The following is a 25,302-nucleotide window of genomic DNA, read 5'->3' as shown; positions in this document are numbered from 1 at the left end:
CGGAGGAAATTTAGCATGGCACATGGTCCTCAAGCTGGATTAAAGCGGTGGCTTTACACCACAAATCATAAAGACATAGGTACCCTTTACCTATGGTTTAGTTTCGCAATGTTTTTCTTGGGCGGGTGTATGGCGCTGGTGATTCGCGCCGAGCTGTTTGAACCGGGCCTGCAGATTGTGCAACCCGAGTTTTTTAACCAAATGACCACGATGCATGGGCTTATCATGGTATTCGGTGCAGTTATGCCGGCTTTTGTAGGCCTTGCCAACTGGATGATCCCGATGATGATCGGCGCTCCGGATATGGCTTTGCCACGTATGAATAACTGGAGCTTCTGGATATTACCTTTTGGGTTCGCGATGCTCGCATCCACACTCTTTATGGAGGGCGGTGCCCCTAATTTTGGCTGGACTTTTTATGCGCCTCTCTCCACTGAGTACGCACCACCCAGCGTAACCTTCTTTATTTTTTCTGTGCATATCCTTGGTGCCTCCTCGATCATGGGAGCTATTAATATTATTGCCACCATCTTGAATATGCGCGCACCTGGCATGACATTGATGAAAATGCCGCTATTTGTTTGGACTTGGCTGATCACTGCATACCTTTTAATTGCCGTGATGCCTGTTCTCGCAGGTGTGGTAACTATGATGTTGATGGATATTCACTTTGGAACCAGCTTTTTTAGTGCTGCTGGCGGTGGAGATCCTGTGTTATTCCAGCATGTATTCTGGTTCTTTGGGCATCCTGAGGTTTACATTATGATTTTGCCGGCATTCGGCATTATCTCGGCAATTATCCCTACTTTTGCCCGCAAGCCGCTATTTGGCTATAGCTCCATGGTATACGCCACTGCGGCGATCGCTTTTCTGAGCCTGATTGTATGGGCGCATCATATGTTCACTGTGGGTATGCCAATCGCCGGTGAACTTTTCTTTATGTACGCAACGATGCTGATCTCAGTACCTACTGGTGTAAAGATATTTAACTGGGTATCCACTATGTTCCGTGGATCAATGACTTTTGAGACCCCGATGCTGTTTGCAATCGCATTTATTATCCTGTTTGCGATTGGTGGATTTTCAGGATTGATGTTGGCGATCGCTCCAGCAGATTTTCAGTATCACGACACCTACTTTGTAGTAGCTCACTTCCACTATGTTCTTGTCCCAGGAGCTATATTCTCCATTACCGCGGCTGTTTATTATTGGCTGCCTAAGTGGACGGGCAATATGTACAACGAGACCATGGGTAAAGTGCACTTCTGGCTGGCTTTTATCGGTTTGAATCTCACGTTTTTCCCTATGCACTTTGTTGGTCTCGCCGGTATGCCAAGACGAATCCCGGATTACGCATTACAATTTGCCGACTTTAACCAGATGGCCAGTATAGGAGCCTTCCTCTTTGGTGCGGCACAGGTGGTATTTCTATTTAATGTGGTACGCACTGTAATGGGGGGTAAAAAGGCTACCGAGCAAGTTTGGGATAACCCACAGGGGTTGGAGTGGACTGTACCTTCACCGGCTCCATACCATACTTTCAGTACGCCGCCGGTTGTTCGTTAATCTTTGGATAGCTAATGAGAATCAGCAAAAATAGCAAAGTTACTGCGAAATTGCTGGCGCTAGCCGCCAGCATGCTGGTATTCGCTATATTTGTTATGCCGCCTCTCTACGACGCTTTTTGTGAAATTACTGGTTTAAACGGTAAAACAGGAGGGCGTTACGAGGCCGTGCCTGCAGCTATAGATACCAGCAGGTCAATCACAGTCCAGTTTGTAGCGAGTAATAATGACAATATGCCATGGAAATTCTCTCCCAGTGTTATGTCGATAGAAGTACACCCGGGTGAGATCATGGATACTGTGTTTCTCGCATTTAACCCTACCAAAGTGGATATGATCGGCCAGGCTATTCCAAGCTTGGTACCGTTTAAGGCAGCGCAATATTTCCATAAAACCGAGTGCTTCTGTTTTAATCAGCAAGAGCTAAAAGCAGGGGAGAAAGCGGAGCTACCTCTTAGATTTATTGTCGATCCAGATATACCTAAAAATGTGAAAACCATAACCCTTTCCTACACGCTGTTCGATGTTACGGAAAGAATTTCTAAAAATGTCGATAAAAATAATACCAAGTCCGCGCGAGAGGGATAAAAATATGGCTACTGAAAGCAGTTACTATGTACCCGAACAGTCTAGGCTGCCAATATTTGCCACCATTGGTTTGTTTTTGATTGCTTTTGGTGCTGCAAATTGGATCAATGGTGGCAGTTCTTATGTTTTCTTTACTGGTGCGCTTACCCTGGCGACTGTGCTGTGGTTCTGGTTTGCTGCTGTCATTAAGGAAAATATGGCAGGTTTGAATAGTGAACAATTGAAGCGATCTTATGTATGGGGGATGGGTTGGTTTATTTTCTCTGAAGTTATGTTCTTTGCGGCATTTTTTGGAGCATTGTATTACATAAGAAATTTTTCTGTCCCCTGGCTCGCAGGAGAGGGAGAAAATGGTATTTCCAATATGTTGTGGGAAGGTTTTGAAAATACCTGGCCACTCTATGTGACTCCAGATGCAGCAGCCCATGGTGATACTGCAAAATTTATAGGGCCAAAAGATGTTATTGATCCTTGGCACCTTCCATTGTGGAATACACTCATTCTGCTGACTTCCAGTGTCACAGTTCACTTCGCTCATGTTTTTCTTAAAAAAGGTGAGCGTGGAAAGTTCAATGCATGGTTGGGAATTACAGTAATTCTTGGAGCCGTATTTTTGTACCTACAGGCGAAAGAATACTATGAAGCATATCAGCACTTAGGGCTTACGTTAGAATCCGGAATTTATGGCACTACATTTTTTATGTTGACCGGATTTCATGGTGCCCATGTGACCCTGGGGACCATCATGTTATTAATTATGTTGTTGCGATCTGTAATTGCTCAGCACTTTAAACCTAATGATCACTTTGGTTTTGAAGCTGCGAGCTGGTACTGGCATTTTGTAGATGTTGTTTGGGTTGGCCTCTTTATCTTTGTCTATGTTCTTGGAGCTTAGAATCGTTGTATCTTTGATTCCCCCTTTACAGAAGTAGAAGGGGAATCAAAGAATTAATATTTGTCTGCCCAAGGTGCGCTCTTAGCGAGAATTCCACTCTCGAAACCGTACCAAATAGCTAATAAGAGTAAAGCGGCAAGGGAAATTCTGATTCCCAATGCATACAGCGTACGCTTTGATTGGGGGCTCCCATATCCCGTAGTAGAAAAAACAAAGCACTGGAAAGGCTGACCAGTACCGCAAGAAATAGAACCACAATAACTATCTTCAGCCACATATTATTATTTTCCATCAGTGATGTAGTAACGTATGAGAGTAGAGATACCATCAGTTCCTACGAAAAATACCAGTGTAACACTGATTCGTAACTGGCCTATAACCCTCTTCTCAATAGGCTTGTTTCCAATTTTAGTCTCATTGGGATTTTGGCAATTGGAGCGAGCAGAATATAAAGAAACCATTCGCGAAGAGATTGATGCGAGGTTGTCCTTACAACCGGCAAGACCTGATGCAAATTTAGATTTAAGAAGATTTACTCCAGTAAGTTTGTCGGGGCAGTACACCGGAGAATACTTCTTATTGGATAACCGGACTCGAAGTGGACGGGCAGGTTATGAAGTCTTACAGGTTTTTATATCCGCCGACCAAAGGTGGTTGATAAACCGTGGATGGATACCCTTATCAATGAACCGAGATGTACTTCCAAAAGTTTTTTATCCAAAGAACCCTATAAAAATTATAGGTTTTCTCTATCCTGTTGCAAAAAAAACTTTAAATAATCTGTCTGCTCAAGAAAAAAATCGGCGAATACAGTTACTCGATAAAAATCTGATGAAAAAACTAGATCTATATGATGCATCTTGGGTGATCAGACTTAGTGCCGATTCAAATTCTGCATTAGTAACTGACTGGAATTTCATTAAAAATAGTGCAGAGCGTCATAGAGCATACTCCGTACAATGGTTCTGTATGGCAATAGCTTTGGTAATTTTATGGGTGTTCGCGGCTACCAATTTTGGTAGGCTCTTTGGATATAAATAGAAATAAATGAAGGGTTGCTGGAGTGGAAAATAAAGAACAAGTCTCTACCTCTGAATATGCTAGTAAAACTACCAGCTATTTTTCTTCCAGAAAGTTGCAAGGGATATCAATTGTTGCATCTGTCCTGTTGCCCATGATTGCAGCATATATTGTTTTCTATACCGGACTTGGTATACCCAACAAAACTACTAATCAGGGAGAATTAATTCAACCTCCAATAAAAATTAATAATCTCAAAGTGTCTTATCAAGGTGAAGAAGAGATATTTCCATTAGATGCGTCTCCAAAATGGCGGTACCTGATTATTGGAGGCTCAAAGTGTAGCAATGAGTGTGAACAACTTCTGTATACCAGTCGTCAGGTGCATATACGCCTTGGTGAAAAAGCACACCGAGTGGAGCGGCTTCTAGTAACTGGTGCACCAATATCTCTTGAAAAACAAGAATATTTTAGGGTTGAACATCCACGTCTGAAAATTCTGCAATTGAACGAGAATAGTATCCGAACTTTACAGGAATTGGCAGCCCTTCAGAATGTAGATGAAGTCAAAGCGCTTCTCATTGACCAGGAAGGCTTCGCTATGATGGCTTATGACAACCATCATAGCGGCAATCAGTTGTTGAAAGATATTAAACGATTATTGAAGTACTCCTATGAGAAATAAAAAGGATCAGGGGATGGAGTCGACAACTAATAGGAATAGTAATGCACGTCCGAATTTTGGGTTACGTTCAAAAGTGGCGTTAGCGGGCTGTATTTTGGCAGTAGTAGTGGTCGTTTTAGGTGCATTTACTAGATTGGTTGATGCTGGCTTAGGTTGCCCCGATTGGCCTGGTTGTTATGGACACCTCACTTGGCCAGATGAGGCTCATGAAATTCAGTCTGCCAATAAAGCCTTTCCAGATGCTCCTGTGGATGGCAGCAAAACCTGGCCAGAGATGGTTCACCGCTACTTTGCAGGGATACTTTTATTGGTGGTTGCTACTTTGACTTACTTGAGTTGGCGTAGCCCAAATAAACGCACGCTTAAGCAAACTAATTTGTTGATGGCTCTTATTGTTTTGCAAGCAATATTTGGGATGTGGACTGTAACGTTAAAACTCTGGCCGCAAGTGGTTACCGCTCACCTACTGGGAGGCATGGCCACATTGTCTATGTTATGGCTTTTGATAGAACGTATGAGAAAAACCCCCATTTATATTCCGGTGGATAAATACCGTGCTCTACAGAGGTTACGTCCGCTAGCGTTTTTGGCCGTTTTAGTTATCGTATTGCAGATCGCTTTGGGTGGATGGACAAGCTCCAATTACGCAGCACTCGCATGTCCGGACTTTCCTACCTGCCATGGAGAGTGGTGGCCACAGGCTGACTTCCAAGAGGGATTTAATATTACTCAACAAATAGGGCCGAACTATTTGGGGGGCTTTGGAGAGTGATGCACGTACGGCTATCCATCTTAGTCATCGGATCGGCGCTCTACTGGTGACCTTGGTAGTGTTCACGTTGGCGATACTGAATTGGAGAGTAGGTCTACATCGTTGGGCACTGATTCTAAGTGGACTTCTTTTATTTCAGTTAGGTCTGGGTATAGCAAATGTCATTATGTTTTTACCTTTACCTATTGCAGTTGCACATAACGCGGGTGCGGCCTTACTACTGTTAGTCACTTTGACTTTTTATTATCGTATTCAGATTGTTCAACCATCGGGTATAGAAGATAGTGAAGCTCAAACTAATTTAGTATTACCAAGGTCTGCTCTGACTGGCGAACTTTAACAAGAATAGGTTCATATCAGGGAAGTTAGGAGATCAATAATATTATGACCATACAAACTGCTAAATTAAATTCAACAAACTGGCGTGACTACTACGAGCTGACTAAACCTCGAGTAGTTATGCTGATGATACTAACTTCAGTAATTGGTATGTTACTTGCGGTGCCGGGTATGGTGCCATTGCATACTTTGATATTGGGGAATATTGGGATTGCACTATGTGCTGGGAGTGCTGCAACAATTAATCATTTAGTTGATCGGTATATCGATACTAAAATGGCGCGCACCAGTAACAGACCAGTAGCGAAGGGGAGGGTTGAGCCACGTAAGGCACTGGTTTTCTCCCTGGCACTTGGACTGCTTGGTATGGTTGTGCTTTTGGTTTTTATAAACGCTTTAACTGCCTGGCTCACACTCATATCGCTATTGGGTTATGCAGTTATTTATACTATGTTCCTTAAGCATGCCACTCCACAAAATATTGTAATTGGCGGCCTTGCCGAGGCTGCGCCGCCTTTACTTGGTTGGACGGCGGTTACTGGTGAAATCCATGGCCATGCCTTGTTGCTTGTGCTGATAATTTTTGCCTGGACCCCACCACATTTCTGGGCGTTGGCAGTACATAGGAAGGATGATTATGCCAGAGCTAATGTTCCTATGCTTCCTGTTACCCATGGCGTGCCATATACCAATTTGCATATTTTGCTGTATACATTCATCTTATTCGCAGTAAGTCTTTTACCCTTTGCCACTGCTATGCTGGGTTGGCTTTACCTCTTGGGTGCGATTGTACTTGGCTTGGGATTTATTTATTGGAGCCTGGTAATGTTGCGTGGCAGAGATCCCAATGCAGGCATAGAGACATTTAGGTATTCCATTATTTATTTGATGGCACTTTTTGGCATTATGTTGCTAGATCACTACTTAATAGCGGTGTAAGAATATGAATCATAGTGGATTAAATAATAATGATATGCTAACTGAGCAACGTCAGAAACGTGGTATTCGTGTCACAATTGCTATTTTACTGTTATTCATAGTAGCAGTATTAGTCGGCTTTGTTCATAAGTTGAGCCAGCCACGAGTAATAACAGATTCCGAATTGCGATTAAATGGTGCGGTAAAACTTCAGAAGGCAAGGATATTAGATAATTTTCAGTTGGTTTCAGATACTGGAGAAGTATTTCATACCGATAGCCTAAAAGGCCAATGGACTTTAGTTTTTTTGGTTTCACACACTGCCCAGATATTTGTCCTACCACATTATCCACTTTAAATAGTTTTTATCAGCTCCTTGACGGTAATACCCGGAGTAATACCGAAATAATTCTGGTCACTGTTGATCCGGCCAGGGATAATCCAAAAATTTTACATGATTATGTACGTTACTTTAACAAAGAGTTCCATGGAATTACTGGGGATTTTTTTGAAATAAAGCGTTTTGCTAGCCAACTCAATGTTCCTTTCAACAAAGTAATGCTGGATGAGGGCGGTTATACGGTTGATCATGGTTCTCAGGTGGTGTTAATAAACCCCTTTGGCCATTATCATGCTTTTTTTAAGGCACCTTTGGATCCTGCTAAGTTAAAATTAACTTATCGCTCAATTCGGGCGACATTTAATGGTTGATTTTCAGTTATATTCATTATATTTAAAGAGGGGGAGGATCGCTTTCCAAACGGTGATCTGAAGATGCGAAATAGTATTTCTGAGACTAGAAATTTATTAGATAGAGAAGGTATTCCCTGGGGAGCACCAGCTCTTTTATCTCTGTGTGTAATTCCTTTTGGTTGGGCGGGTCTGCTAGCACCAGTTATCTGGTTTGTATTGGTAGGGTTGGAAGTAAGTAAAGGTTGGCGGCGCTTTACCCTATATTTTATTGCGGTTATTTCTATGCTAGTGGCTGCTTCTAATATCATCCCTGGCAGTAATCGCTTACACGTCTTGCCACCTTATTCAGATAGTAGTGGAAATCTCATATATGCTGGTTTTAATGTCGGTAAAGCAATTGTTTCAATTGCAATACTCGCTTTTATGTTACGATTACGTCAGACGATAAGAATTTCTGATCTCCGCTATCTACTCTTGGCTATTATTATTCCTGTAATTACAGGTATGTTCCTTTATGGTCCATCGATAAAATTATCTTGGGTGATTTTTTTGCCGCGCTTATTAACTTAATTATTGTTTGTGTTAGTGAGGAAGGTTTTTTCCGTTGGATATTACAGAGAGGTCTGGAGGAGGGGCTGGGCCGCTTACGATGGATTTCCGTTCCTATTATTGCAACTCTGTTTGTTCTACTACACACTGGCTGGTCGGCCAATTCTGCTGCTGTTTTGTTATTGGGGATCGCCTCATTATGCTATGCAATACTGTGGTATATGTTTAGAAACTTTTGGATCTGTGTGTTGGCACATTGGGGGGTTAATTTCCTCCATATGCTAACTCTCCCTTATCCGTTGCCTGGCTGATTGATGAATAACAAGCCTTTTAAAACTGATAAATTATCCTGTAAAAAATTGATTAGTCTGGGTGATAATTGAATTCTGGAATTTATTTTATGAAAAAGTATTCTCTTATTCTGATAATACTGTTGACTGCTTGTAGTAATGAAACAAATGTTGACTTGCAGACTCGGGCACGAAAACTGGTTCAAGAAAATATTTTGATTGATGGTCACATCGATGTTCCTTATCGTTTATCTAAGGAAAATGTGGATGTTGGGTTATCGACTACAGGAGGCGATTTTGACTTTCCAAGAGCGAAAAGTGGAGGTTTAAATGCGCCCTTTATGTCGATTTATATCCCGGCAGAAAAAGAGAAAGATGGTAGCGCTAGAGCGTATGCGGATCAGTTAATAGATAATGTTGAAGAACTGGTGGGCAAACACCCTGATAAATTTGCTATTCCTATGTCCTTGAATCAATTGAATAGACAGGTAGCACAGGGCAAGCTCTCCTTCCCTCTAGGAATGGAAAATGGTGCTGCTATTGATGGTAGTATCGAAAACCTCCGGCATTTCTATAATCGAGGGGTGAGATATATCACTCTGACTCACTCAAAGAGTAATCATATCTCTGATTCCTCCTACGATAAAGAGCGCCCTTGGCAGGGGCTAAGTGATTTTGGTAAGCAATTAGTTCAGGAAATGAATGTACTGGGTGTCATGGTTGATGTATCTCATATTTCTGATCAAGCTTTCTGGCAGGTACTGGAGATTTCCCAAGTTCCTGTAATAGCTTCTCATTCATCAGCGAGGCACTTTACGCCTGATTTTGAGCGCAATATGAGTGATGAAATGATCAAGGCCCTCGCCAAAAAGGATGGCGTAATAATGATTAATTTTGGTTCAACGTTTATCAGCGCCAAGTCCAGAACGTCTTATGCTGAAATTAATTCGGCGGTCGATAATTTTATAAAGGAGAGAAACTTAGTAAAAGAAAATACTGAGGTGAAAAAATATACAGAAAAATTACAAAAAGATAAATTCATTTACGCAGATCTAAATGATGTCCTTGATCACTTTGATCATATTCGAGATTTAGTAGGTGTTGATCACATAGGAATCGGTTCTGATTTTGACGGCGTTGGAGATAGTTTACCCGTCGGCTTGAAAGACGTATCTGAATATCCTAATTTGGTTCTTGGTCTGTTGAAACGTGGTTATAGCAATGACGATATTAGAAAGATTCTTGGGGGTAATTTATTACGTGTTTGGCAGAGGAATGAAGATTTTTCTGCCATGCAGAAGATTTGAGTGCCTGTTGAAGCCTCATTATTAAACTATGCTGTCACTAGTTTATTCTCTCAGATGTCATAGCGGATAGTAAATCTGTTGAAGAAAAAGGCCGACACTGTTAGTCGTTCTAAGAAATTCCGATTGGTAATTGGTTGGATCGGATTGTTGGTAGCTATGCCATTTTTCTTCTGGGCTTTGTTTGGCCTTTTGGGAATGGTTCCTTCAATACTTCAAGTTTTTGGAATAACAGGGATGCGAATACCTGCAAGCATTACAATAATCGGTTTGTTAATGGCGGCTGTTGGATTTTGGGATTATGACTAGCGTAAAGGGGAAATAAAGTGCTAAAAATGTCTGATCTTTTTATCATGTTGGCAGTTTTCATATCTTTTTTCCTGTCGGGGTTCTTATGGTTCAATGGATATAAAGAACAAGGAATTTTTACTGCCTTGTGGGTGCCGAGTATTTTAGGGTTTGGTATCTACTTTAAAGTGTCTGCACTACTAGCGCGCCGAGGCTAAATGTGTCTGATTCATTTATTTTAACAATTGGAATTAGCGTTTTTATTTGCCTGTTGATTGGTGTTACTTTAACTGTATATGAGTTTCATAAAGCGGGCTCAGAGTTGGTGAAAAAAAGTCTAACGAGAATTAAGCTATAGAATTGTAAGAACTGAGTATTGTTGCGCTAGTTGATTGTTGAAAATAAAAAAGGGAAGCTTCAAGCTTCCCTTTTTTATTGGATCAGTGGTTACTTTTTATTTAAAAGGTGTAAGTCATCTTGCCGTAGATAAAGCGACCACGAGGATCGTGTTGAGATTCAACATAACCATACAGGTCAGTGTTTCCGTCGCCAATCGCAAATGGTGGCTCTTCATCGAATACATTGTCGGCACCCAAGCTCAGAATCATATTTTCAAAACCGGTAAAGCGTGCCTGTAGATTCATGGTCATAAATGAATCTACGGTGCGTGAGCTGTTGGTGTCATAGTCAAGGGTGCCATCGAAATCAATATCTGGCGTATCCTCAAACTCACCAATGTAACTCAGACCAGCACTGAAGCCGAAAGTATCAAAGGTCCAGTCAGCAGTAGCATTCCATCGATGCTGTGGATACTCGTATTCTCCAGCTAAATCCCTGGTGAGGAAGGCGCTGCCCTCAGAGTTCAGTTCTACTCTTTCAAACTCTGCCAGGTAGGAATAGTCCAGGCGAAGTCCTAAATCACCGCCTGCCAATTCGAGCCCACTATAAACTACGCTTAGATCTACGCCCGATACTTCTTGTTCGCCGATATTAGTGAAGCCGCTGCGAATAGATTGTAGAGCTCCCAAAGACTGACCGGCTACCGGTGTATCCCGACGGCAGATAGTGCTGCTTTGGTCATTACAGTACTTGTTGTAAAGGTAGCCAAAAGGTACTTCATCAATCTTTCCTTCTTGGGTGATATTCCAGTAATCCAGCGATAGCTGTAGGCCTTCGAGGGGCTGGAAAACACCACCGATATTGAAGGATTCTGATTCCTCAGCATCCAAGTCAGGATTTCCGGAGTAAATAATGGTGTAGTCGGTCTGATTGCAATATGTATCGTTAACCTCACATCCATAAGTGTCGATGAAGAATAGAGACTCTTGTGAATCTCCAAGACCAACCTGTGCCAGTGATGGAGCACGGAACCCGGTACCCCAGGACGCGCGAAGGGATAGCATATCGTTGGCTGTCCACAGGAGGTTGGCCATGGGATTGGTGGTGCTGCCGAAATCGCTATAGTCGTCGTAGCGGCCAGCCAGGCTCAACTCAAAATTGGCTGGCAGTGGAATGGCAAACTCAACATAGGCCGAGGTGATATCCCGGCTGGCTTTGGCGGAAACTGATTCTGTACCAAAGATCAGGCCACGCTGGAACTGGTCGTCGGGGATATCTGAGGCTTTTTCCTCACGGTACTCAAGGCCTGCTGCCATGGCGATAGTCCCGTTACTGGTATCAAACAAGTCGCCATTAATGGAGAGGTCGTAAGCGGTAAGATCAGACTTGCCCTGGCGAACCAAACTGGTGGTAATCGCATCAATCACTGAATCGGGGTTTTGGACCCCACCAAAGGGGTTGTAACGCCCGGCATTGATTTCCTGCTGGAGCAGGTCGGTGCGCACCCAGCCCTGGGAACGGTCCCCGGTTTGGGTCGATTCGCTGCGTGAACGCTGTACAGAGGCTTCCCAGTCCCATTCAGCAATACTACCGCGCAGGCCGAAAACACCGCGCAAGTTGTCTGTCTCGATATCCCATTGGCGCGCACCGGCATCCACGGTGCGATAGCGGAAGATGTCCACATCCTCACCGAAAGGATTGTTGGGGTGATCGGCAGGTACATAGAGGCCTGCATCACCATCCAAGGGCGTTGGGGCTCCTTGGGCTACAGAAGTATTGTGCTGAACAGCGATTTCGCTGAAGAATTCGATATTCTCATTGAGGTCTGTATGGCCCAGCATTAACAGGCCTGTTCGCTCGGCCTCCGGGGTAATTAAGGTCCAGGGGCCGTAGTCATATACACAAACCTCGCCGGTATCACGATCCTCCGGGCAATTGGGATCAGGCAGAATGGTCCCATTGCCCAGGGTAAAGCTGCCTGGGTAACCGCGGGAAGAGCGAAAATCCATACCGCCACGTCCAGACTGATTCGCTGTATCCAGGCCGCTGCGCTCTGTACTCGCCAGGCGGCTGTTTTTGTGGTGATCCAATATAACGGTGAAATTGGAGTTTTCCCCATTGATGCCCCAAACCGCGGAGAAAGACTGCTCGTCATATCCATCTGCACTGCCATAATCCATGGATACTTCAGTGCCTTCAAAGTCCTTACGCAGTACCAGGTTGACCACACCGGCTACCGCATCAGAGCCGTAAATAGCCGAGGCGCCATCCTTCAAGACTTCCACACGCTCAACCGCAGCCAGGGGAATACTGTTGATATCCACGAAGTTAGTGGTAATGCTTTCGGCGAAAGCGCTGATAGCGACTCGCCTGCCGTTGACCAGTACCAGGGTGGCGTCGGCGCCCATACCGCGCAAACTAACTGCCGCTGCGCCATTGGCGGTAGAGTCCTGGTTGTTGCCGCGGGTGGAAAAGGTGCCGTTACCAGCTGCGGGGTTTTTCTCAAACAGCTGCTGCAGGTTGGTGTAACCAGACCTCTCGATGCTTTCGCGATCCATTACCTGGACCGGAGTGGCATTTTCAAATTCTGAATTGCGACTGATACGGGAGCCAACAACAGTGACTTCCTCTATAGCACCTTCCTCTGCAGCAAGGAGGGTTTGCGGGGTTGTTGTTGCGGCCGCAGCCAAGATGGCGCTGGCCAATACGTTGCGACGGAGAGTGAATTTTTCCATGTTTTTGCTCAACCTTTTTATTGTCATAGTCCGTGACTGGCCCAAAGTGGCTGGTCGTCGGGCAACACTAGCAATGGCGATAAATTGAAACAATTGGCTGGAGGCGGGGCTCAGGCTTATTGGGGAAATAGGTGATATGAGTCACCTTAAATAGATCATATGTGCGCCAAAATACGACAAGTGGCACTTATCGATTGATTTATACAGTGAATATTATTTTGGCGTTACTTGCTTCTGGATAGGCGTATCTGGCAGACGAGAAAAAATATTGCAGCAGCCAGGACGATAGAGGGGCCGGCGGGCGTATTCCACAAAATTGAAGCCATCAGGCCAAGTATGACGGCAAGGCAGCCGATCAGAGAGGCTAGCAGTGCCATCTGTTCCGGTGTATGGGAAAGTTTTCTAGCGGCTGCTGCGGGAATAATCAGTAATGCAGTGATTAGCAAAACACCGACTACTTTCATGGCAATAGCGATCAGTAGTGCCAGCATCAGCATCAGAGTCATGCGCACCCTTTCCACCGGTACGCCTTCGACGGAAGCCAGCTCTTCGTGCAGGGTAAAAGCCAGAAGTTTTTCCCACAGGAAGTAGAGCAGCGTCAGAATTCCCACCACCGTGATGCACATAAGTAGCAGGTCCTGACCGCCGACAGCGAGAAGGTCGCCAAGTAAAAGGGAGAGTAAGTCCACTTTTATTTTGAACAGGCTCACTGTCACTATGCCAAGGGCCAGCATCGAATGGGATAGAATGCCGAGCAGGGTATCCACTGCCAATTTCTGTCTGCGCTGTAGATACATCAACAATATTGCCAATAGACAGCAAGTGGCGCCTACAGCCAGCGTCGGCATGATATGCAGGATAAAGCCTAGAGTGACGCCGAGTAGAGCGGAGTGAGCCAGAGTGTCACCAAAGTAGGCCATGCGTCGCCATACGGCGAAGCACCCCAGGGGGCCACTTACTACAGCGACTAGCAGGCCGGCACCGAGGGCGAACCAAAGAAATTGACTGTGCAGTAATTCGCCGAATTCCACCACTTATTTTTGCTCTCTTTTTTTGCCGCTGGAGGCTGTATCGGAGTGGTCGTGGATGCAGTCCCCTACAATCGCTATATCACCGCCTAATTTGTGCTGGTGGTTATGTTGATGGGTATAGGGAGCCACCTTGTCACCAAAGAGTTCCAGGTATGCGGGATCCCGGCTCACCTGCTCCGGATGACCATGGCAGCAGATATGCTGGTTTAGGCAGAGCACTCTGTCTGTAGCGGCCATTACCAGATGCAGGTCATGTGAAACCAGTAGTACCCCGCAACCGAGCTCGTCGCGGAGAGTGGCGATCAGCTGATACAGCTCGCTCTGTCCACTCACGTCTACTCCCTGAGTGGGCTCATCCAACACCAGTAATTGCGGTTTGCGGGATGCGGCGCGGGCGAGGAGGACTCGCTGCATCTCGCCGCCGGAAAGGTTGGCCAGGTTGGCTTTGAGTAATAGCCCTGCTCCCACTCTATCCAGTGCCTCTTGCGCCTGAAGAGGGGTCATACTGGCTTGGCCCAGCAGCAAAAAGCGCTCGACGGACATTGGCATGGAGCTGTCGATATGCAACCGCTGGGGCATATAGCCAATGCGCAGCCCCTTTTTGCGCCAGATGTTGCCACTGGTTGGCTTAGTAAGGCCAAGTAGTAACCGCAATAATGTGGTCTTGCCGGCACCGTTCGGGCCGATCAGGGTGACAATTTCCCCCTGATCTAGCTCCAGGGAAACGTCCCTAAGCAACTGCCGGCCGGCAAGTTGTAAAGCTATGCTGTCGGCGGTAATTAGTGGCGCTGAAGAACTCAGGTTGTTATCTCCGGAGTTGGCGGGGAAAACCATATTATGTTTGTAGGCCCTTGGGTGCTTGGTTGCCAGATGCTCCGAAGGGTAATCGGGCTGGCGGCTTAAGGCCGCTTGTGATTATATCGCAGTTTTGTGTCGTTAAATGTCTCCCATGTCTCTCTCTGTACGTACTTTGTTTTCTTCTGCGCTGATTGTGCTGATTTTATGCCTATTCGCTTGTGGTAAACCTCAACCTGTCGATAGGACGGAGCTGGTTGTGAGTGTGCGTCCTTTGGCATTGATTGCTCGCGAAATCGCTGGTGAGGAGACACCGGTGCGGATACTGATTCAGGGGAGTGATCCACATCATTACGCCCCTAGTGTGTCTGAGCGCGCCCTTCTGGAGCGCTCGCTACTCCTGGTATGGTTGGGGCCGCAGATGGAAGCTGTTCTCGCGAAGCAGGCGACCTTCTTGCCTGAACAAAGGCAGTTGCAACTGCTTGGCGCGGCCGACTATGAGTTCCAGGGTGCGAGTGCCACTGACCCACATGTCTGGCTGCGCCCACGTAATGCGGCGATTGCTGCGGCCCAGATAGCAGAGCGCCTGGCCGAGCTGCAGCCTCAGCGGGCCGAGATCTACCGGGCGCGGGCGCGGGATTTTTCCAAGTCTATGGCCAGCCTGCAAAAGGTGTTAGATCGGGCACTGTGGGGTTACCGCGATGTGCCGGTAGTGGTGACCCACGATGCCTATGGGCATTTCTTCGGCTCTGCCGGGGTACAAACCCATGCCCTCAGTGATAGCAGTGGCGTCAGTCACGGTGTTCGGGCAATGCTTGATCTATCCGCGGTAGAGAAGGGCTGCCTATTTGGCGGGATACCGGAGAATGATCGCGACAGACAGTTGGCCCTGCATTTGGGCCTGGAGTATGCGGCTCTGGATCCTCTAGGGGAGAAATTAGCCGCCGGCGCCAGCTATCAAGACCTGATCGAGTCCCTGTTAATTCAGGCTCGTGCTTGTCTAAGCCAGATTCCTGATAATACAACCAAGCTGGGCGAAGTACCGGGTTGATGTTCAGGAGGCTTGTGGAGTTTGGAGAAGGTGCCCGGCAATAATCTTGCCGGGCATGAAAGAGGTCGGTGGTGGTTAACCAGCATTGGTGGTATCACTTTTCAATTGCTGTAATTTCTCGGCGCGCACCGCTTCGCGTTCAGCTTGCTCGCGCAGTTTTTCCAGTTGGCGCATCTGGCGTTTTAGTAAGGCTTTTTCTTGTTCCCTTGTAGCCTGCTCCAGCATCAACTCGTGCCCCTGCGTGTGTGGAAATACCGCTGTGGCAGAATTTGCCTTTTGGGTCTTCTCCGTTTCACAGGCTGAAACCGCACCAGCCGGTGTGGCCAGAGAGTGGGCGGCAAGTATAAGAGCGGCGTACATCACTCCTCTCATAGTTAGAATCCTTCCTTTAAACATCTGATGGGTATCGTTTTCCGGAAAATAAAAGGTCCCGCGCCGCCTGCAGGCAGCCAGTTGCCAGAAGTTCCCGGGGAGATAGCGAATGGTTAAGTCGCTACCCGCAAGACTAGTAGAGACTGGAAATATGGTGAGGTTGCTGCGCCGATAGTTATCGACCTTACGTCGAGGCGAGTTGGCTTTGATGCAATGTGGGGTACAGAGGCGGCAATTGCCTGTGAAGGATCTCGATAGGCGGAAAAACTATGTGAAGGGCGTTATCCTATCAGCCTGCCATTCGCGCCAAGCGCCCTAATAAGCAAGCAAGATTCCCATAATTTATGAGTAAACAAGATACCCACGCCGCCCCTCTGATCCTGGTGGATGGCTCGTCCTACCTTTACCGCGCTTTTCATGCCCTGCCGCCACTGGCTACCACCCAGGGTAAACCCACCGGGGCAGTGCGTGGTGTGATCAGCATGCTGCGCCGCCATTTGAAGGAGCATCCGGATAGCCCTGTAGTGGTGGTATTTGATGCCAAGGGCAAGACTTTTCGCGATGAGATGTTTGCTGAGTACAAGTCCCATCGCCCGCCTATGCCCGACGATCTGCGTGAGCAGATTCAGCCGATCCACGACATCATCGACGCCATGGGACTGCCGCGCCTGGTAGTTGATGGTGTTGAGGCGGATGACGTAATCGGTACCCTGGCTTTGGAAGCCCAGCGCAAAGGTCAGGAAGTCATTATCTCCACCGGTGATAAAGATATGGCGCAACTCGTGCGCCCCGGCGTCACCCTGGTCAATACCATGTCCAACACTGAAATGGATAGTGATGGTGTTGTAAAAAAATTTGGGGTTGGGCCTGAGCTGATTATCGACTTCCTCGCCCTGATGGGAGATAAGTCCGACAACATACCCGGTGTTCCCGGAGTAGGTGAGAAAACTGCACTGGCATTGTTACAGAATCTAGGCGGAATCAAGGATATTTACGCCAATCTGGATGCTATTGCGCCTCTAGGTTTTCGCGGTGCCAAGACCCTCGGCAAGAAAATGGCGGAGCATCGCGAGGCGGCAGAGCTTTCCTACAAGCTTGCGACCATCAAAACCGATGTAGAAATGCCTTACCATCCACAGGACCTGCACAATGCTGAGCCTAATACAGAGGCATTGATAGAACTGTTTACACAAAATGAATTTCGCGGCTGGTTGGAGGAGCTGACCAGTGAGGAAGCCGATGAAGCTATGGCTGAGGCTGTTGAGCGGGATTACGTTACAGTGACGGATATGGCGGAATTTGATGCTTGGCTGCAGCAGCTAAAAGACTCAGATATGTTCGCCTTTGATACCGAAACCACGAGCCTTAACTATATGCAGGCAAAACTGGTGGGGGTGTCTTTTGCCGTTCAACCACACTGCGCCGCGTACGTTCCCCTGGCCCATGACTATATGGGGGCACCTGAGCAGTTACCCTTTGAAGAGGTTTTGCAAAAACTAAAGCCCCTGCTGGAGGATGCCAGGCAGAAAAAAGTGGGTCAGAATCTCAAGTACGATAGTCATATTCTGGCCAATTACGGCATAGAGCTCAGCGGCATCACACGGGATACCATGTTGGAATCCTATGTGCTTGATAGTACCGGCAGTCGCCATGATATGGACAGCTTGGCGCTCAAGTACCTTGGTGAGCATACGGTGCACTTTGAGGATATTGCAGGAAAAGGTGTAAAGCAGCTCACTTTCAACCAGATTGAGCTGGATAAGGCTGGCCCCTATGCGGCTGAAGACGCGGATATCACCCTACGGTTACACAATGAGTTGGATTCACGGTTGAGGCGGGAGCCAACTCTAATAAAGGTGCTCGATGAGATCGAGATGCCACTGTTGCCGGTACTCGCGCGTATGGAACGTAGTGGTGCCTATATTGATGCGAAGATGCTCGCGGAGCAGAGCGCGGAGCTTGAGCAGAAAATGCGAGAGCTGGAGCAACAGGCCTACGATGTAGCAGGTGAGGAATTTAACCTGGGCTCCACCAAGCAGCTTGGCGCCATCTTATTTGAGAAACTTCAGATTCCGGTAATTAAAAAGACCCCTAAAGGAGCACCTTCTACGGCAGAGGCGGTGCTGCAGGAGCTGGCTCATAACCATGAGCTGCCGGCCCTGATCATGCAGTACCGAGGTTTGGCAAAGTTGAAAAATACCTATACCGATAAACTGCCAAAAATGATCGACCCCAGCAGCGGGCGCGTGCATACCTCTTATCACCAGGCGGTGGCGGCCACAGGTCGCCTGTCTTCCAGTGATCCCAATTTGCAGAATATTCCTATTCGCACTGAGGAAGGACGTCGAATTCGTCGAGCTTTTACTGCCGACCCCCGAATTAATGGTGGCAGCGAAATTATCGCGGCGGATTATTCACAGATTGAGCTTCGTATCATGGCGCATTTGTCTGGCGACAGGGGGCTTCTGGATGCCTTTGCCCAGGGAGCGGATATCCACCGCGCCACCGCAGCCGAGGTCTTTGAAGTGGCTTTGGGCGAGGTGAGCGACGAACAGCGCCGCCGCGCCAAAGCGATCAACTTTGGTTTGATCTATGGCATGTCCGCTTTTGGCCTGGCAAAGCAATTGGATATTCCGCGCGGCGATGCACAGACTTATATCGATCGTTATTTCGAACGCTACCCGGGTGTGTTGCGCTATATGGAGGAAACACGTGCCCAGGCTGCAGAAAAAGGCTATGTCGAGACGCTATTTGGTCGCCGGCTGTATCTTCCGGAAATTAATTCGCGCAATGGTATGCAGCGCCAAGCCGCTGAGCGTACAGCGATCAATGCGCCCATGCAGGGCACCGCCGCTGACATTATCAAGCGCGCTATGATCGCCGTTGATGCCTGGCTCACTGAAGAAAAGCTGTCTAGTAAGCTGATTATGCAGGTGCACGATGAACTAGTGCTTGAGGTACCCAAAGGGGAGATAGAGACAGTGGCCAATGGTTTAGTGGAACTGATGCAGGGTGCCGCCCAATTGCATGTGCCGTTAATTGTCGATGTCGGCCGTGGCAAAAGCTGGGATGAGGCCCACTGATTTTGCCTTAGCTGGGATGAGGCCCACTGATTTTGCCTTAAAAGCACTTTGGCGCCACAAGATGGATATACCATCGTGACTTTTGTCACCTTGGCGGTTACACAGGTGCTTGTTTGAAGAAAATAGCGCCAATCTTCGTGTTTTGATCGGCGTTTTTACTTTCTTTGCATAAATTCGTGGAACTGTTCCGGCGACAGACTTTCTAAAAAGGCAAGATTGTTGGAATGCGTCATCATCCCCCAAGGAAGTCAGATGTTTGCCCCGGAACTCCCCCAAGTCCGGGGCATTTTTTTGCCCTAAGACTTCTAACTCCCACAACCTAAACTGTTAATGGTTTAAGCCATTTGGCTCCAATTGGCAGAGCTTCTGGCGTTCTGCTGGTCTAGTCTGAGCACAACAGAGAATTTATTCATTCTGGTTTTTCTTCAGGCTTCTTTATCCCAGGGACACTATCGTGCCTGGCCAATTGTCTGTTGGAGGCAGTGGATGCAGAGCCAAGCCATAGCGCTGGCGACAGAAGACATAACTTTGAACGCCTCGCTCACGCTGCCACAGGGGGCGCGGGCACTGATAGTGTTTGCTCACGGCAGCGGCAGCAACAGGGCCAGTCCGCGCAATCTGACTGTTGCCAGTAGACTGAATGATGCTGGTTTTGCCACATTGTTGTTTGACTTATTGAGTGTCGAAGAGAGTCGCGCCGATGCTTCTACTTGCGAGTACCGCTTTGATATCGACCTGAGCGCAAGGCGCCTTGTGGAAGTTCTGGACTGGTCGGCCCATGAGGAGAGCACTGAGCACCTGAGAGTTGGTTTGTTCGGTGCCAGTACAGGTGCCGCCGTAGCCCTAGTGGCTGCCGCTGAGCGGCCGTCCCTGGTAGGCGCAGTGGTCTCGCGCGGTGGTCGGCCGGATCTTGCTGGCTCTGATCTGCCGCTGGTGAAAGCGCCGACGCTGTTGCTGGTCGGAGGGGATGACAAGCAGGTATTGGAGATGAACAAAGAGGCCCTGACGCATATGGTAAATGGTCCTCGGTTACAGATTATTCCCCATGCGGGTCACCTGTTTGAGGAGCCCGGCGCCATGGATGAGGTAGTGCATCTTACTAGCCGCTGGTTTCGCACGAACCTGTTATGAGCCGTTTGAAACTTTTCAGTCTGGATGCCGGTGCCGATTTTGGCGGGCGAGTGGCGGCAGCCCTTGGAGAGCCACTGGCTCGACATGAAGAGCGCTATTTTGCTGATGGAGAGCACAAAGTGCGCCCCCTTGATGATGTGGAGGGGGCAGACGTATTCCTGGTGCAATCCTTATATGTCGACCCTCATAGCAGTGTGGATGAAAAATTGTTGCGCAGCTTGTTTTTCATTGGAGCTTTGCGGGATGCCGGTGCAATGCGGATAACCGCGGTGATGCCTTACCTGTGTTATGGACGCAAAGATCGGCGCACCAACCTGCGCGACCCACTGCCTACCCGCTATCTCGCCAGCTTATTGGAGGCGGTGGGTGCGCACACAGTAGTGACATTGGATGCCCATAATCTTTCCTCCTTTGAAAATGCTTTCCGCTGTCGCACAGTACATTTATTGGCCGAATCTCCACTGTTGGATTTCGCCGTACCGCGCCTGGCGAATGAAACGCGGCCATTGGTTGTGCTGTCTCCGGATGAGGGTGGCATAAAGCGGGCGGAAAAATTGCGCAAGGCACTGGGTGAGCGATTACAGCGTCCGATTGGTAGGGTGTTTGTCGAGAAGTACCGGCGTGGAGAGCAGCTGACTGGTGGCACATTGGTCGGTAAAGTTGCCGGGGCTGCGGTCGTTATCGTAGATGACTTGATTGCCAGTGGCGCTACGCTCTGCTGTGCCGCAGGTGCTGCGCAGAGAGCAGGAGCGGAACGGTTATTGGCGCTGGCCAGTCACGGCCAATTTAGTGGTGATGCTCGAAATGAATTGGCGCGCCTCCCCTTGGAGTGTCTGGCTGTCACTAATTCTTTGCCTCAGGTGAACTTGCCCAAGAATTGTGAATTGGTGGATTGTGCCCCCCTGGTGGCCGAAGCAATCCGCCGCCTGCATACCGCCGGCCCGGTGAGTGAGCTAACTATTTGAGGGCGCGTGGGAGTTGAGAATAACGCCATAATTGCTACTGGCGCCTGCTTCGTTGATCTGGTTGCGTTGGTTTCAACGGATAGCTGGCAGTTTACATTTATTTACGCAAGCCCTGGGAACAAATGGGGGTGGTGATGTATCAGAAAGTACAGATCATTGTTGCTCCCTAACCCCAAAGCGTTCAGCTTTTTAACCCCGGACTTCCCCAACTCCGGGGTTTTTTTGTCCCAGAAGATTTTTTTCTTACGAGAGTTACCCTCCGTAAGTCTCCTTTTCATTGCGTGAATGGAATCTATTTCCTGAATTTATTTCTTTGTGAGCATAGTATTTACAGTTCTTCGATGATACCGGTTGGTGGCTGGGAATGTTTCTGGCACCAGCCTAGCCTTCAAGTAGGTTAAGGATGTGTTATCAAGGAACCCTCAGGCGTATCCGTCCCCCTGGATGCGTCTGGAAGTGCCCCACCCCAAGGGCACTGACCCCTAGCCGGCAGCCCCCATCTGCCGGCTTTTTTTATTCGGTGTAGCCCCCTCGCAGATTTGCAGAAAAACCTTCCTGACTTACTTGCAAATGATAATGGTTCGCATTAATGTTAATTGAGTTCTAACAGGGGGGTTACCGTGAATTTACGTTACCTATGTGCAAATCACCGTCAATGGTTGTTCGATAACAGGGATCGTGCAGAAAAGGCGTGGTTAGACTGGATGGAGCGCGGCAGGCTCCTAATAGAAGATGGACATCACTCGGAGGCTATTCCTTATCTGGGGTGTGCTTTTGATGTTGCCGGTATGTTGCTGGCACGCCAGTGGCCCAGCTATGCCGTTTCTGCGCAGCGCTTTAGCGAGAGCGCGGCCAGCCTGATGGAAGCTTACCGGGAGCAGGGCGATGAAAAATTACACCACTACATCCTCGCGGGAGCCAGTTCAGTACTCGCCCGCCAGCTGGGAGAGCGCGATAAAAATAAGGTTGCCGCTGAATGCATTAGTGCCCTCTACCCAGATGGCTCAGGAGAATTCATGTCAGCAGTCCCCAGAGGCAAAGCCGCAACTGGAGCCGAAACGAGTTGGCGCCTGCACTGAGGAACAGTCTCCCGCTGGGGAGCCTTCGGATTTGCTCACAGTTGCTATTCGCGAGGAGACTCTTGTTGAGTTATTGGCACAGCGGTACCTCTCTGCTGAAGAGCTATTCTGTCCAACGCCCAGGGCGCATCAACGGTTGCGCAAGGTCTTATTACGTGCCCTGATGCCAGTTGCGAAGCGCGGTTAGGCCCAGTGGGGTTAAATAGATCTGGCGGCCTTTGAGTCCCCGACCTCTCTGGTCGCCACCTTATTGATATCTACTGTACAGGTCTTGAGCAGTGGGGAAGGTATTGGTGGCAGTTTGGAGCCTGATCTGGGATTCGTCCCCCCGGTTGAGGCTCCTTCGGCAAGTGATACATTAGCCCCCTGCTGTATTTCCCTCTACTGGTGGGGCAAGCCATGCGTTTAATTTACGCTCCAGTTTGTCCAATCCAGCTTTCTTGGTGGAGGAAAAAGTCTGCACCGTTACACCACGGTCGAGGCCCTGCTGTTTGATGGCCTTTTCTACAGCAAAGCGGGCATTGTTAGCGGGGCCATTTTTTAGTTTGTCTGCCTTGGTGAGTAGGATATGCACAGGCAGACCGGCTTCAACGGCCCATGTGAGCATATGTATATCGAACTCTTTGAGAGGTTGTCGAATATCCATCAATAGCACCAGGCCTTTCAGGCAGGTGCGCTGCTCCAGGTATTCGGCCAGATGGCGTTGCCATTCGTCCTTCATGGCGCGGGCTACTTTGGCGTAGCCGTATCCCGGCAGGTCCACCAGGCGCTGTTGCTCGGAAAGGCTGAAGAAGTTGATCAGCTGGGTGCGACCAGGGGTTTTAGAGGTGCGTGCTAATTTGTTATTGCCGGTAAGGGCGTTTATGGCGCTGGATTTGCCCGCATTGGAGCGGCCGGCGAACGCTACCTCCGCACCTGAGTCCTCTGGACACTCAGTCAGGGTGGGGGCACTGGTAAGAAATCGTATAGTACGATAGTTCAGTTTTTGCGGTTGGGCTTCAAATTCGGTAATTGACATCGTTTAAGTCTGCTGATTCGGTACACTCGCTTGGCGCGCAAGTATATAATGCCGCGGTTTTCGCGTCGCAGGACTATTGGGGGCGACACGAAACGCCATATCTCAGCGCGCAACGGGACGACGTATGAACAGCATTATCAAGAACACTGCTCTGGCACTCGGTTTGGTTATCGGCCTGGGGGCCGTACCCTTTGCAATGGCCTCGGGCGATGCTGCTGCGGGCAAGGCGAAAGCCGCCCAGTGCGCCGCTTGTCACGGTACTGATGGCAACAGCCTGGCCCCGGCCTTCCCAAAAATTGCCGGCCTCGGCGAAAAATATCTCTATAAGCAGCTCAAGGACATCCAGGACAAAACCCGCGATGTGCCGCAGATGATTGGCCAGCTGGATAACTTCAATGACCAGGATCTGCAGGATATTGCCGCTTACTTCGCTTCCCAGCCCATGCAACTCTCCGGTTCCGAGGCGATCGCCATTAAATTAAACAGTGGAGACAGTGTTGACGGCCTGGCGTTCGGGCGCAAGCTGTACCGAGCCGGCAATATGGAGACCGGGGTGCCCGCATGTATGGGTTGTCACTCTCCCACTGGATTGGGCAATGCGCCCGCTGGTTACCCGCGTCTGTCCGGTCAGTATCCCGAGTACATTGAGGCTCAACTTAAAGCTTTCCGCGCTGGTACCCGCGATAATGATGGCGATACCCGCACCATGCGTACCGTAGCCAAGCAGCTCTCTGATGCAGAGATTAAGGCTGTGGCCAACTACATTGCTGGTCTGACAGAGTAAATCACCCAGTCACAGTAACGAGAGGCCGGTCACACACCGGCCTTTTTTGTACCCGAAGCTCGCTTAAAGGCCGGGGAATTGGGTAAAGTATTGCAGCTTTTACGGCGTTTCCTTGCGAGTGGCAACGGGAACTTAAATAATCTGCGTTGTCTATTGTGTCCTCAGTGGTCCGCCAGCCAGTCGCAAGCCGGTATTCGAATCACGAATGTACAAGTTGGAGAAGACTTATTATGAGAGCAGTTCTCGCCCCAATAACGATGGTAGTGGCTGTATTGTTCAGTCTGGTGGCCTGCGCCCAGGAAAGCGGCGAGTTTAAGGCTGGCCAGCACTATCAGGTACTACCACAGGCGGTTGCACAAAAGAGCAATAACAAAATCGAAGTTACTGAAATGTTCTGGTACGGCTGTGCTCACTGCTACCATTTCGAACCTACTCTGGATCGCTGGAAAAAGAATATGCCCAGTGATGTTGCTCTGCTTAAGTTGCCCGCCATTTGGCAGCCTGTGATGGATGTGCACGCGCGCCTGTTCTACGTGGCTGATGCTATGGGTGTTCTGGAGAAAATGCATACTCCGCTGTTCAATACTATCTACAACCAGCGCCAGATGCTGGCTACCCGCGAGGGACGTAATTGGAAGCCGGACCTGCAGGCAATTGAAGCCTTGTTTAACAAGCACGGTGCTGACGGTGCCAAGGCTGCCAAGCTGATGAACTCCTTCGCCATCAACAGCAAGGTTAAGCAAGGTATGGCCAATCAGCGTGCCTACAAAATGACAGGTACTCCAGAAGTGGTTGTAGCCGGAAAGTATCGTATCAGTTCCTCATTGCCAGGCTATAAGGGCAAGAGCAACTCCCAGGAAGTGATGCTGCAGGTGGCGGATTACCTAATCGCTAAGGAACGCGCAGATCGCGGTTGACATTCCTGTTGAGACAAACCCCGCCTTGAGCGGGGTTTTTTATATCCGGCGTTCCTGTAGGACCAATCTTTAGACCAAACTTGTGCCTATGCGGCG

Annotated in this window: 28 protein-coding genes; 22 read left to right on the top strand and 6 right to left on the bottom strand. The window is 48.4% G+C overall.

Features of this window, described 5'->3' with window-relative positions:
* The first annotated feature begins 15 nt into the window (after nt 1-15).
* The 3 genes from ctaD to P3339_RS22840 are packed head-to-tail and all read left to right on the top strand — an operon-like array spanning nt 16 to nt 3,048.
* Complete coding sequence (gene ctaD / locus P3339_RS22850) at nt 16-1,566, top strand: cytochrome c oxidase subunit I (protein ID WP_020413836.1); 1,551 nt, start codon at nt 16-18, stop codon at nt 1,564-1,566.
* Between the two features lie 14 nt (nt 1,567-1,580).
* Nucleotides 1,581-2,153, top strand: coding sequence for a cytochrome c oxidase assembly protein (locus P3339_RS22845; RefSeq protein ID WP_282952011.1), 573 nt, complete (start codon nt 1,581-1,583; stop codon nt 2,151-2,153).
* A 4-nt stretch (nt 2,154-2,157) separates the two neighbouring features.
* A complete protein-coding gene (locus P3339_RS22840) occupies nt 2,158-3,048 on the top strand; it encodes a cytochrome c oxidase subunit 3 (RefSeq protein ID WP_020413834.1) in 891 nt (296 codons plus the stop codon).
* Between the two features lie 118 nt (nt 3,049-3,166).
* Here P3339_RS22840 and P3339_RS22835 read toward each other — a convergent pair whose 3' ends face one another.
* On the bottom strand, nt 3,167-3,325 hold the full coding sequence (locus P3339_RS22835) for a DUF2909 family protein (protein ID WP_282952010.1): 159 nt from the start codon (nt 3,323-3,325) through the stop codon (nt 3,167-3,169).
* Nucleotides 3,326-3,357: 32 nt separating this feature from the next.
* On the opposite strand from P3339_RS22835, the gene P3339_RS22830 reads away from it, so the two are divergent.
* From P3339_RS22830 to P3339_RS22795, 11 genes are all read left to right on the top strand, one after another.
* Nucleotides 3,358-4,089 (top strand): SURF1 family protein, encoded by a 732-nt coding sequence (locus tag P3339_RS22830; RefSeq protein WP_282952009.1) that lies wholly within the window; start codon nt 3,358-3,360, stop codon nt 4,087-4,089.
* A gap of 22 nt (nt 4,090-4,111) precedes the next feature.
* The gene (locus P3339_RS22825; protein WP_282952008.1) at nt 4,112-4,753 is read left to right on the top strand and encodes a redox-active disulfide-containing membrane protein; all 642 of its coding nucleotides are present in this window, start codon (nt 4,112-4,114) and stop codon (nt 4,751-4,753) included.
* Nucleotides 4,743-5,525, top strand: coding sequence for a COX15/CtaA family protein (locus tag P3339_RS22820; protein ID WP_353056866.1), 783 nt, complete (start codon nt 4,743-4,745; stop codon nt 5,523-5,525). Before P3339_RS22825 ends, P3339_RS22820 begins: the two co-directional genes overlap by 11 nt.
* Nucleotides 5,526-5,571: 46 nt before the next feature.
* Entirely contained in the window at nt 5,572-5,865 is a 294-nt protein-coding gene (locus P3339_RS23720; RefSeq protein ID WP_353056865.1) for a COX15/CtaA family protein, read from the top strand.
* A gap of 44 nt (nt 5,866-5,909) precedes the next feature.
* Nucleotides 5,910-6,803 (top strand): heme o synthase, encoded by an 894-nt coding sequence (gene cyoE, locus P3339_RS22815; RefSeq protein ID WP_282952007.1) that lies wholly within the window; start codon nt 5,910-5,912, stop codon nt 6,801-6,803.
* A gap of 4 nt (nt 6,804-6,807) precedes the next feature.
* Complete coding sequence (locus P3339_RS23715) at nt 6,808-7,140, top strand: hypothetical protein (RefSeq protein WP_353056864.1); 333 nt, start codon at nt 6,808-6,810, stop codon at nt 7,138-7,140.
* Entirely contained in the window at nt 7,074-7,493 is a 420-nt protein-coding gene (locus tag P3339_RS23710) for an SCO family protein (protein WP_353056863.1), read from the top strand. The genes P3339_RS23715 and P3339_RS23710 overlap by 67 nt, the downstream gene beginning before the upstream one ends.
* A gap of 63 nt (nt 7,494-7,556) precedes the next feature.
* Nucleotides 7,557-8,045, top strand: coding sequence for a hypothetical protein (locus P3339_RS22805; protein ID WP_282952006.1), 489 nt, complete (start codon nt 7,557-7,559; stop codon nt 8,043-8,045).
* On the top strand, nt 8,012-8,335 hold the full coding sequence (locus P3339_RS23705; RefSeq protein ID WP_353056862.1) for a CPBP family intramembrane glutamic endopeptidase: 324 nt from the start codon (nt 8,012-8,014) through the stop codon (nt 8,333-8,335). The genes P3339_RS22805 and P3339_RS23705 overlap by 34 nt, the downstream gene beginning before the upstream one ends.
* 89 nt (nt 8,336-8,424) lie before the next feature.
* Complete coding sequence (locus P3339_RS22800) at nt 8,425-9,621, top strand: dipeptidase (protein WP_282952005.1); 1,197 nt, start codon at nt 8,425-8,427, stop codon at nt 9,619-9,621.
* Between the two features lie 78 nt (nt 9,622-9,699).
* On the top strand, nt 9,700-9,927 hold the full coding sequence (locus P3339_RS22795) for a hypothetical protein (protein WP_282952004.1): 228 nt from the start codon (nt 9,700-9,702) through the stop codon (nt 9,925-9,927).
* Nucleotides 9,928-10,364: 437 nt separating this feature from the next.
* On the opposite strand, the gene P3339_RS22790 is transcribed toward P3339_RS22795, so the two are convergent.
* The 3 genes from P3339_RS22790 to znuC form a co-directional block, all read right to left on the bottom strand.
* Entirely contained in the window at nt 10,365-12,980 is a 2,616-nt protein-coding gene (locus tag P3339_RS22790; protein WP_020413823.1) for a TonB-dependent receptor, read from the bottom strand.
* Between the two features lie 224 nt (nt 12,981-13,204).
* Nucleotides 13,205-14,014, bottom strand: a complete 810-nt coding sequence (locus tag P3339_RS22785) for an iron chelate uptake ABC transporter family permease subunit (RefSeq protein ID WP_282952003.1) — start codon at nt 14,012-14,014, stop codon at nt 13,205-13,207.
* Nucleotides 14,015-14,845 carry a zinc ABC transporter ATP-binding protein ZnuC gene (gene znuC / locus P3339_RS22780; protein WP_282952002.1) on the bottom strand — a complete coding sequence of 277 codons (831 nt, stop codon included), beginning with the start codon at nt 14,843-14,845 and terminating at the stop codon, nt 14,015-14,017.
* A 106-nt stretch (nt 14,846-14,951) separates the two neighbouring features.
* Here znuC and P3339_RS22775 point away from each other — a divergent pair, with 106 nt between their 5' ends.
* Nucleotides 14,952-15,857, top strand: coding sequence for a metal ABC transporter substrate-binding protein (locus P3339_RS22775; RefSeq protein ID WP_282952001.1), 906 nt, complete (start codon nt 14,952-14,954; stop codon nt 15,855-15,857).
* A gap of 75 nt (nt 15,858-15,932) precedes the next feature.
* Here P3339_RS22775 and P3339_RS22770 read toward each other — a convergent pair whose 3' ends face one another.
* Nucleotides 15,933-16,217, bottom strand: a complete 285-nt coding sequence (locus P3339_RS22770; protein ID WP_282952000.1) for a hypothetical protein — start codon at nt 16,215-16,217, stop codon at nt 15,933-15,935.
* A 356-nt stretch (nt 16,218-16,573) separates the two neighbouring features.
* On the opposite strand from P3339_RS22770, the gene polA reads away from it, so the two are divergent.
* The 5 genes from polA (at nt 16,574) to P3339_RS22745 (ending at nt 22,674) form a co-directional block, all read left to right on the top strand.
* Nucleotides 16,574-19,312 (top strand): DNA polymerase I, encoded by a 2,739-nt coding sequence (polA, locus tag P3339_RS22765; RefSeq protein WP_282951999.1) that lies wholly within the window; start codon nt 16,574-16,576, stop codon nt 19,310-19,312.
* 486 nt (nt 19,313-19,798) lie between these two features.
* Entirely contained in the window at nt 19,799-20,443 is a 645-nt protein-coding gene (locus tag P3339_RS22760; RefSeq protein WP_282951998.1) for a dienelactone hydrolase family protein, read from the top strand.
* Nucleotides 20,440-21,408: a ribose-phosphate diphosphokinase gene (locus P3339_RS22755; RefSeq protein ID WP_282951997.1), complete on the top strand. Its 969-nt coding sequence runs from the start codon at nt 20,440-20,442 to the stop codon at nt 21,406-21,408. The genes P3339_RS22760 and P3339_RS22755 overlap by 4 nt, the downstream gene beginning before the upstream one ends.
* A gap of 620 nt (nt 21,409-22,028) precedes the next feature.
* Nucleotides 22,029-22,487, top strand: coding sequence for a hypothetical protein (locus P3339_RS22750; RefSeq protein ID WP_020413815.1), 459 nt, complete (start codon nt 22,029-22,031; stop codon nt 22,485-22,487).
* Between the two features lie 31 nt (nt 22,488-22,518).
* Nucleotides 22,519-22,674 (top strand): hypothetical protein, encoded by a 156-nt coding sequence (locus P3339_RS22745; RefSeq protein ID WP_157533525.1) that lies wholly within the window; start codon nt 22,519-22,521, stop codon nt 22,672-22,674.
* 171 nt (nt 22,675-22,845) lie between these two features.
* Here P3339_RS22745 and yihA read toward each other — a convergent pair whose 3' ends face one another.
* Nucleotides 22,846-23,505: a ribosome biogenesis GTP-binding protein YihA/YsxC gene (gene yihA, locus P3339_RS22740; protein ID WP_020413814.1), complete on the bottom strand. Its 660-nt coding sequence runs from the start codon at nt 23,503-23,505 to the stop codon at nt 22,846-22,848.
* A 124-nt stretch (nt 23,506-23,629) separates the two neighbouring features.
* Here yihA and P3339_RS22735 point away from each other — a divergent pair, with 124 nt between their 5' ends.
* Together P3339_RS22735 and P3339_RS22730 are read left to right on the top strand one after the other, a co-directional pair.
* Nucleotides 23,630-24,289 (top strand): c-type cytochrome, encoded by a 660-nt coding sequence (locus tag P3339_RS22735; protein ID WP_020413813.1) that lies wholly within the window; start codon nt 23,630-23,632, stop codon nt 24,287-24,289.
* Nucleotides 24,290-24,519: 230 nt separating this feature from the next.
* Complete coding sequence (locus tag P3339_RS22730) at nt 24,520-25,206, top strand: thiol:disulfide interchange protein DsbA/DsbL (RefSeq protein WP_020413812.1); 687 nt, start codon at nt 24,520-24,522, stop codon at nt 25,204-25,206.
* Nucleotides 25,207-25,302 lie beyond the last annotated feature (96 nt).

The organism is Microbulbifer sp. MLAF003, from assembly GCF_030012965.1.
In the GTDB taxonomy this organism is placed as follows: domain Bacteria; phylum Pseudomonadota; class Gammaproteobacteria; order Pseudomonadales; family Cellvibrionaceae; genus Microbulbifer; species Microbulbifer variabilis.
Note: the sequence above shows the minus strand (reverse complement) of the source record. Positions and strands in the feature narration are given on the sequence as shown.

Coding starts and splice junctions, on each gene's coding strand:
- P3339_RS22770 (WP_282952000.1), bottom strand. CDS start 16,217: ATGTACGCCGCTCTTATACTTGCCGCCCACTCTCTGGCCACACCGGCT.
- yihA (WP_020413814.1), bottom strand. CDS start 23,505: ATGTCAATTACCGAATTTGAAGCCCAACCGCAAAAACTGAACTATCGT.
- znuC (WP_282952002.1), bottom strand. CDS start 14,845: ATGGTTTTCCCCGCCAACTCCGGAGATAACAACCTGAGTTCTTCAGCG.
- P3339_RS22790 (WP_020413823.1), bottom strand. CDS start 12,980: ATGGAAAAATTCACTCTCCGTCGCAACGTATTGGCCAGCGCCATCTTG.
- cyoE (WP_282952007.1), top strand. CDS start 5,910: ATGACCATACAAACTGCTAAATTAAATTCAACAAACTGGCGTGACTAC.
- ctaD (WP_020413836.1), top strand. CDS start 16: ATGGCACATGGTCCTCAAGCTGGATTAAAGCGGTGGCTTTACACCACA.
- P3339_RS22755 (WP_282951997.1), top strand. CDS start 20,440: ATGAGCCGTTTGAAACTTTTCAGTCTGGATGCCGGTGCCGATTTTGGC.
- P3339_RS22845 (WP_282952011.1), top strand. CDS start 1,581: ATGAGAATCAGCAAAAATAGCAAAGTTACTGCGAAATTGCTGGCGCTA.
- P3339_RS22835 (WP_282952010.1), bottom strand. CDS start 3,325: ATGTGGCTGAAGATAGTTATTGTGGTTCTATTTCTTGCGGTACTGGTC.
- P3339_RS23710 (WP_353056863.1), top strand. CDS start 7,074: ATGGACTTTAGTTTTTTTGGTTTCACACACTGCCCAGATATTTGTCCT.
- P3339_RS22830 (WP_282952009.1), top strand. CDS start 3,358: ATGAGAGTAGAGATACCATCAGTTCCTACGAAAAATACCAGTGTAACA.
- P3339_RS22775 (WP_282952001.1), top strand. CDS start 14,952: ATGTCTCCCATGTCTCTCTCTGTACGTACTTTGTTTTCTTCTGCGCTG.
- polA (WP_282951999.1), top strand. CDS start 16,574: ATGAGTAAACAAGATACCCACGCCGCCCCTCTGATCCTGGTGGATGGC.
- P3339_RS22800 (WP_282952005.1), top strand. CDS start 8,425: ATGAAAAAGTATTCTCTTATTCTGATAATACTGTTGACTGCTTGTAGT.
- P3339_RS22735 (WP_020413813.1), top strand. CDS start 23,630: ATGAACAGCATTATCAAGAACACTGCTCTGGCACTCGGTTTGGTTATC.
- P3339_RS22820 (WP_353056866.1), top strand. CDS start 4,743: ATGAGAAATAAAAAGGATCAGGGGATGGAGTCGACAACTAATAGGAAT.
- P3339_RS22760 (WP_282951998.1), top strand. CDS start 19,799: ATGCAGAGCCAAGCCATAGCGCTGGCGACAGAAGACATAACTTTGAAC.
- P3339_RS22805 (WP_282952006.1), top strand. CDS start 7,557: ATGCGAAATAGTATTTCTGAGACTAGAAATTTATTAGATAGAGAAGGT.
- P3339_RS22730 (WP_020413812.1), top strand. CDS start 24,520: ATGAGAGCAGTTCTCGCCCCAATAACGATGGTAGTGGCTGTATTGTTC.
- P3339_RS23715 (WP_353056864.1), top strand. CDS start 6,808: ATGAATCATAGTGGATTAAATAATAATGATATGCTAACTGAGCAACGT.
- P3339_RS22840 (WP_020413834.1), top strand. CDS start 2,158: ATGGCTACTGAAAGCAGTTACTATGTACCCGAACAGTCTAGGCTGCCA.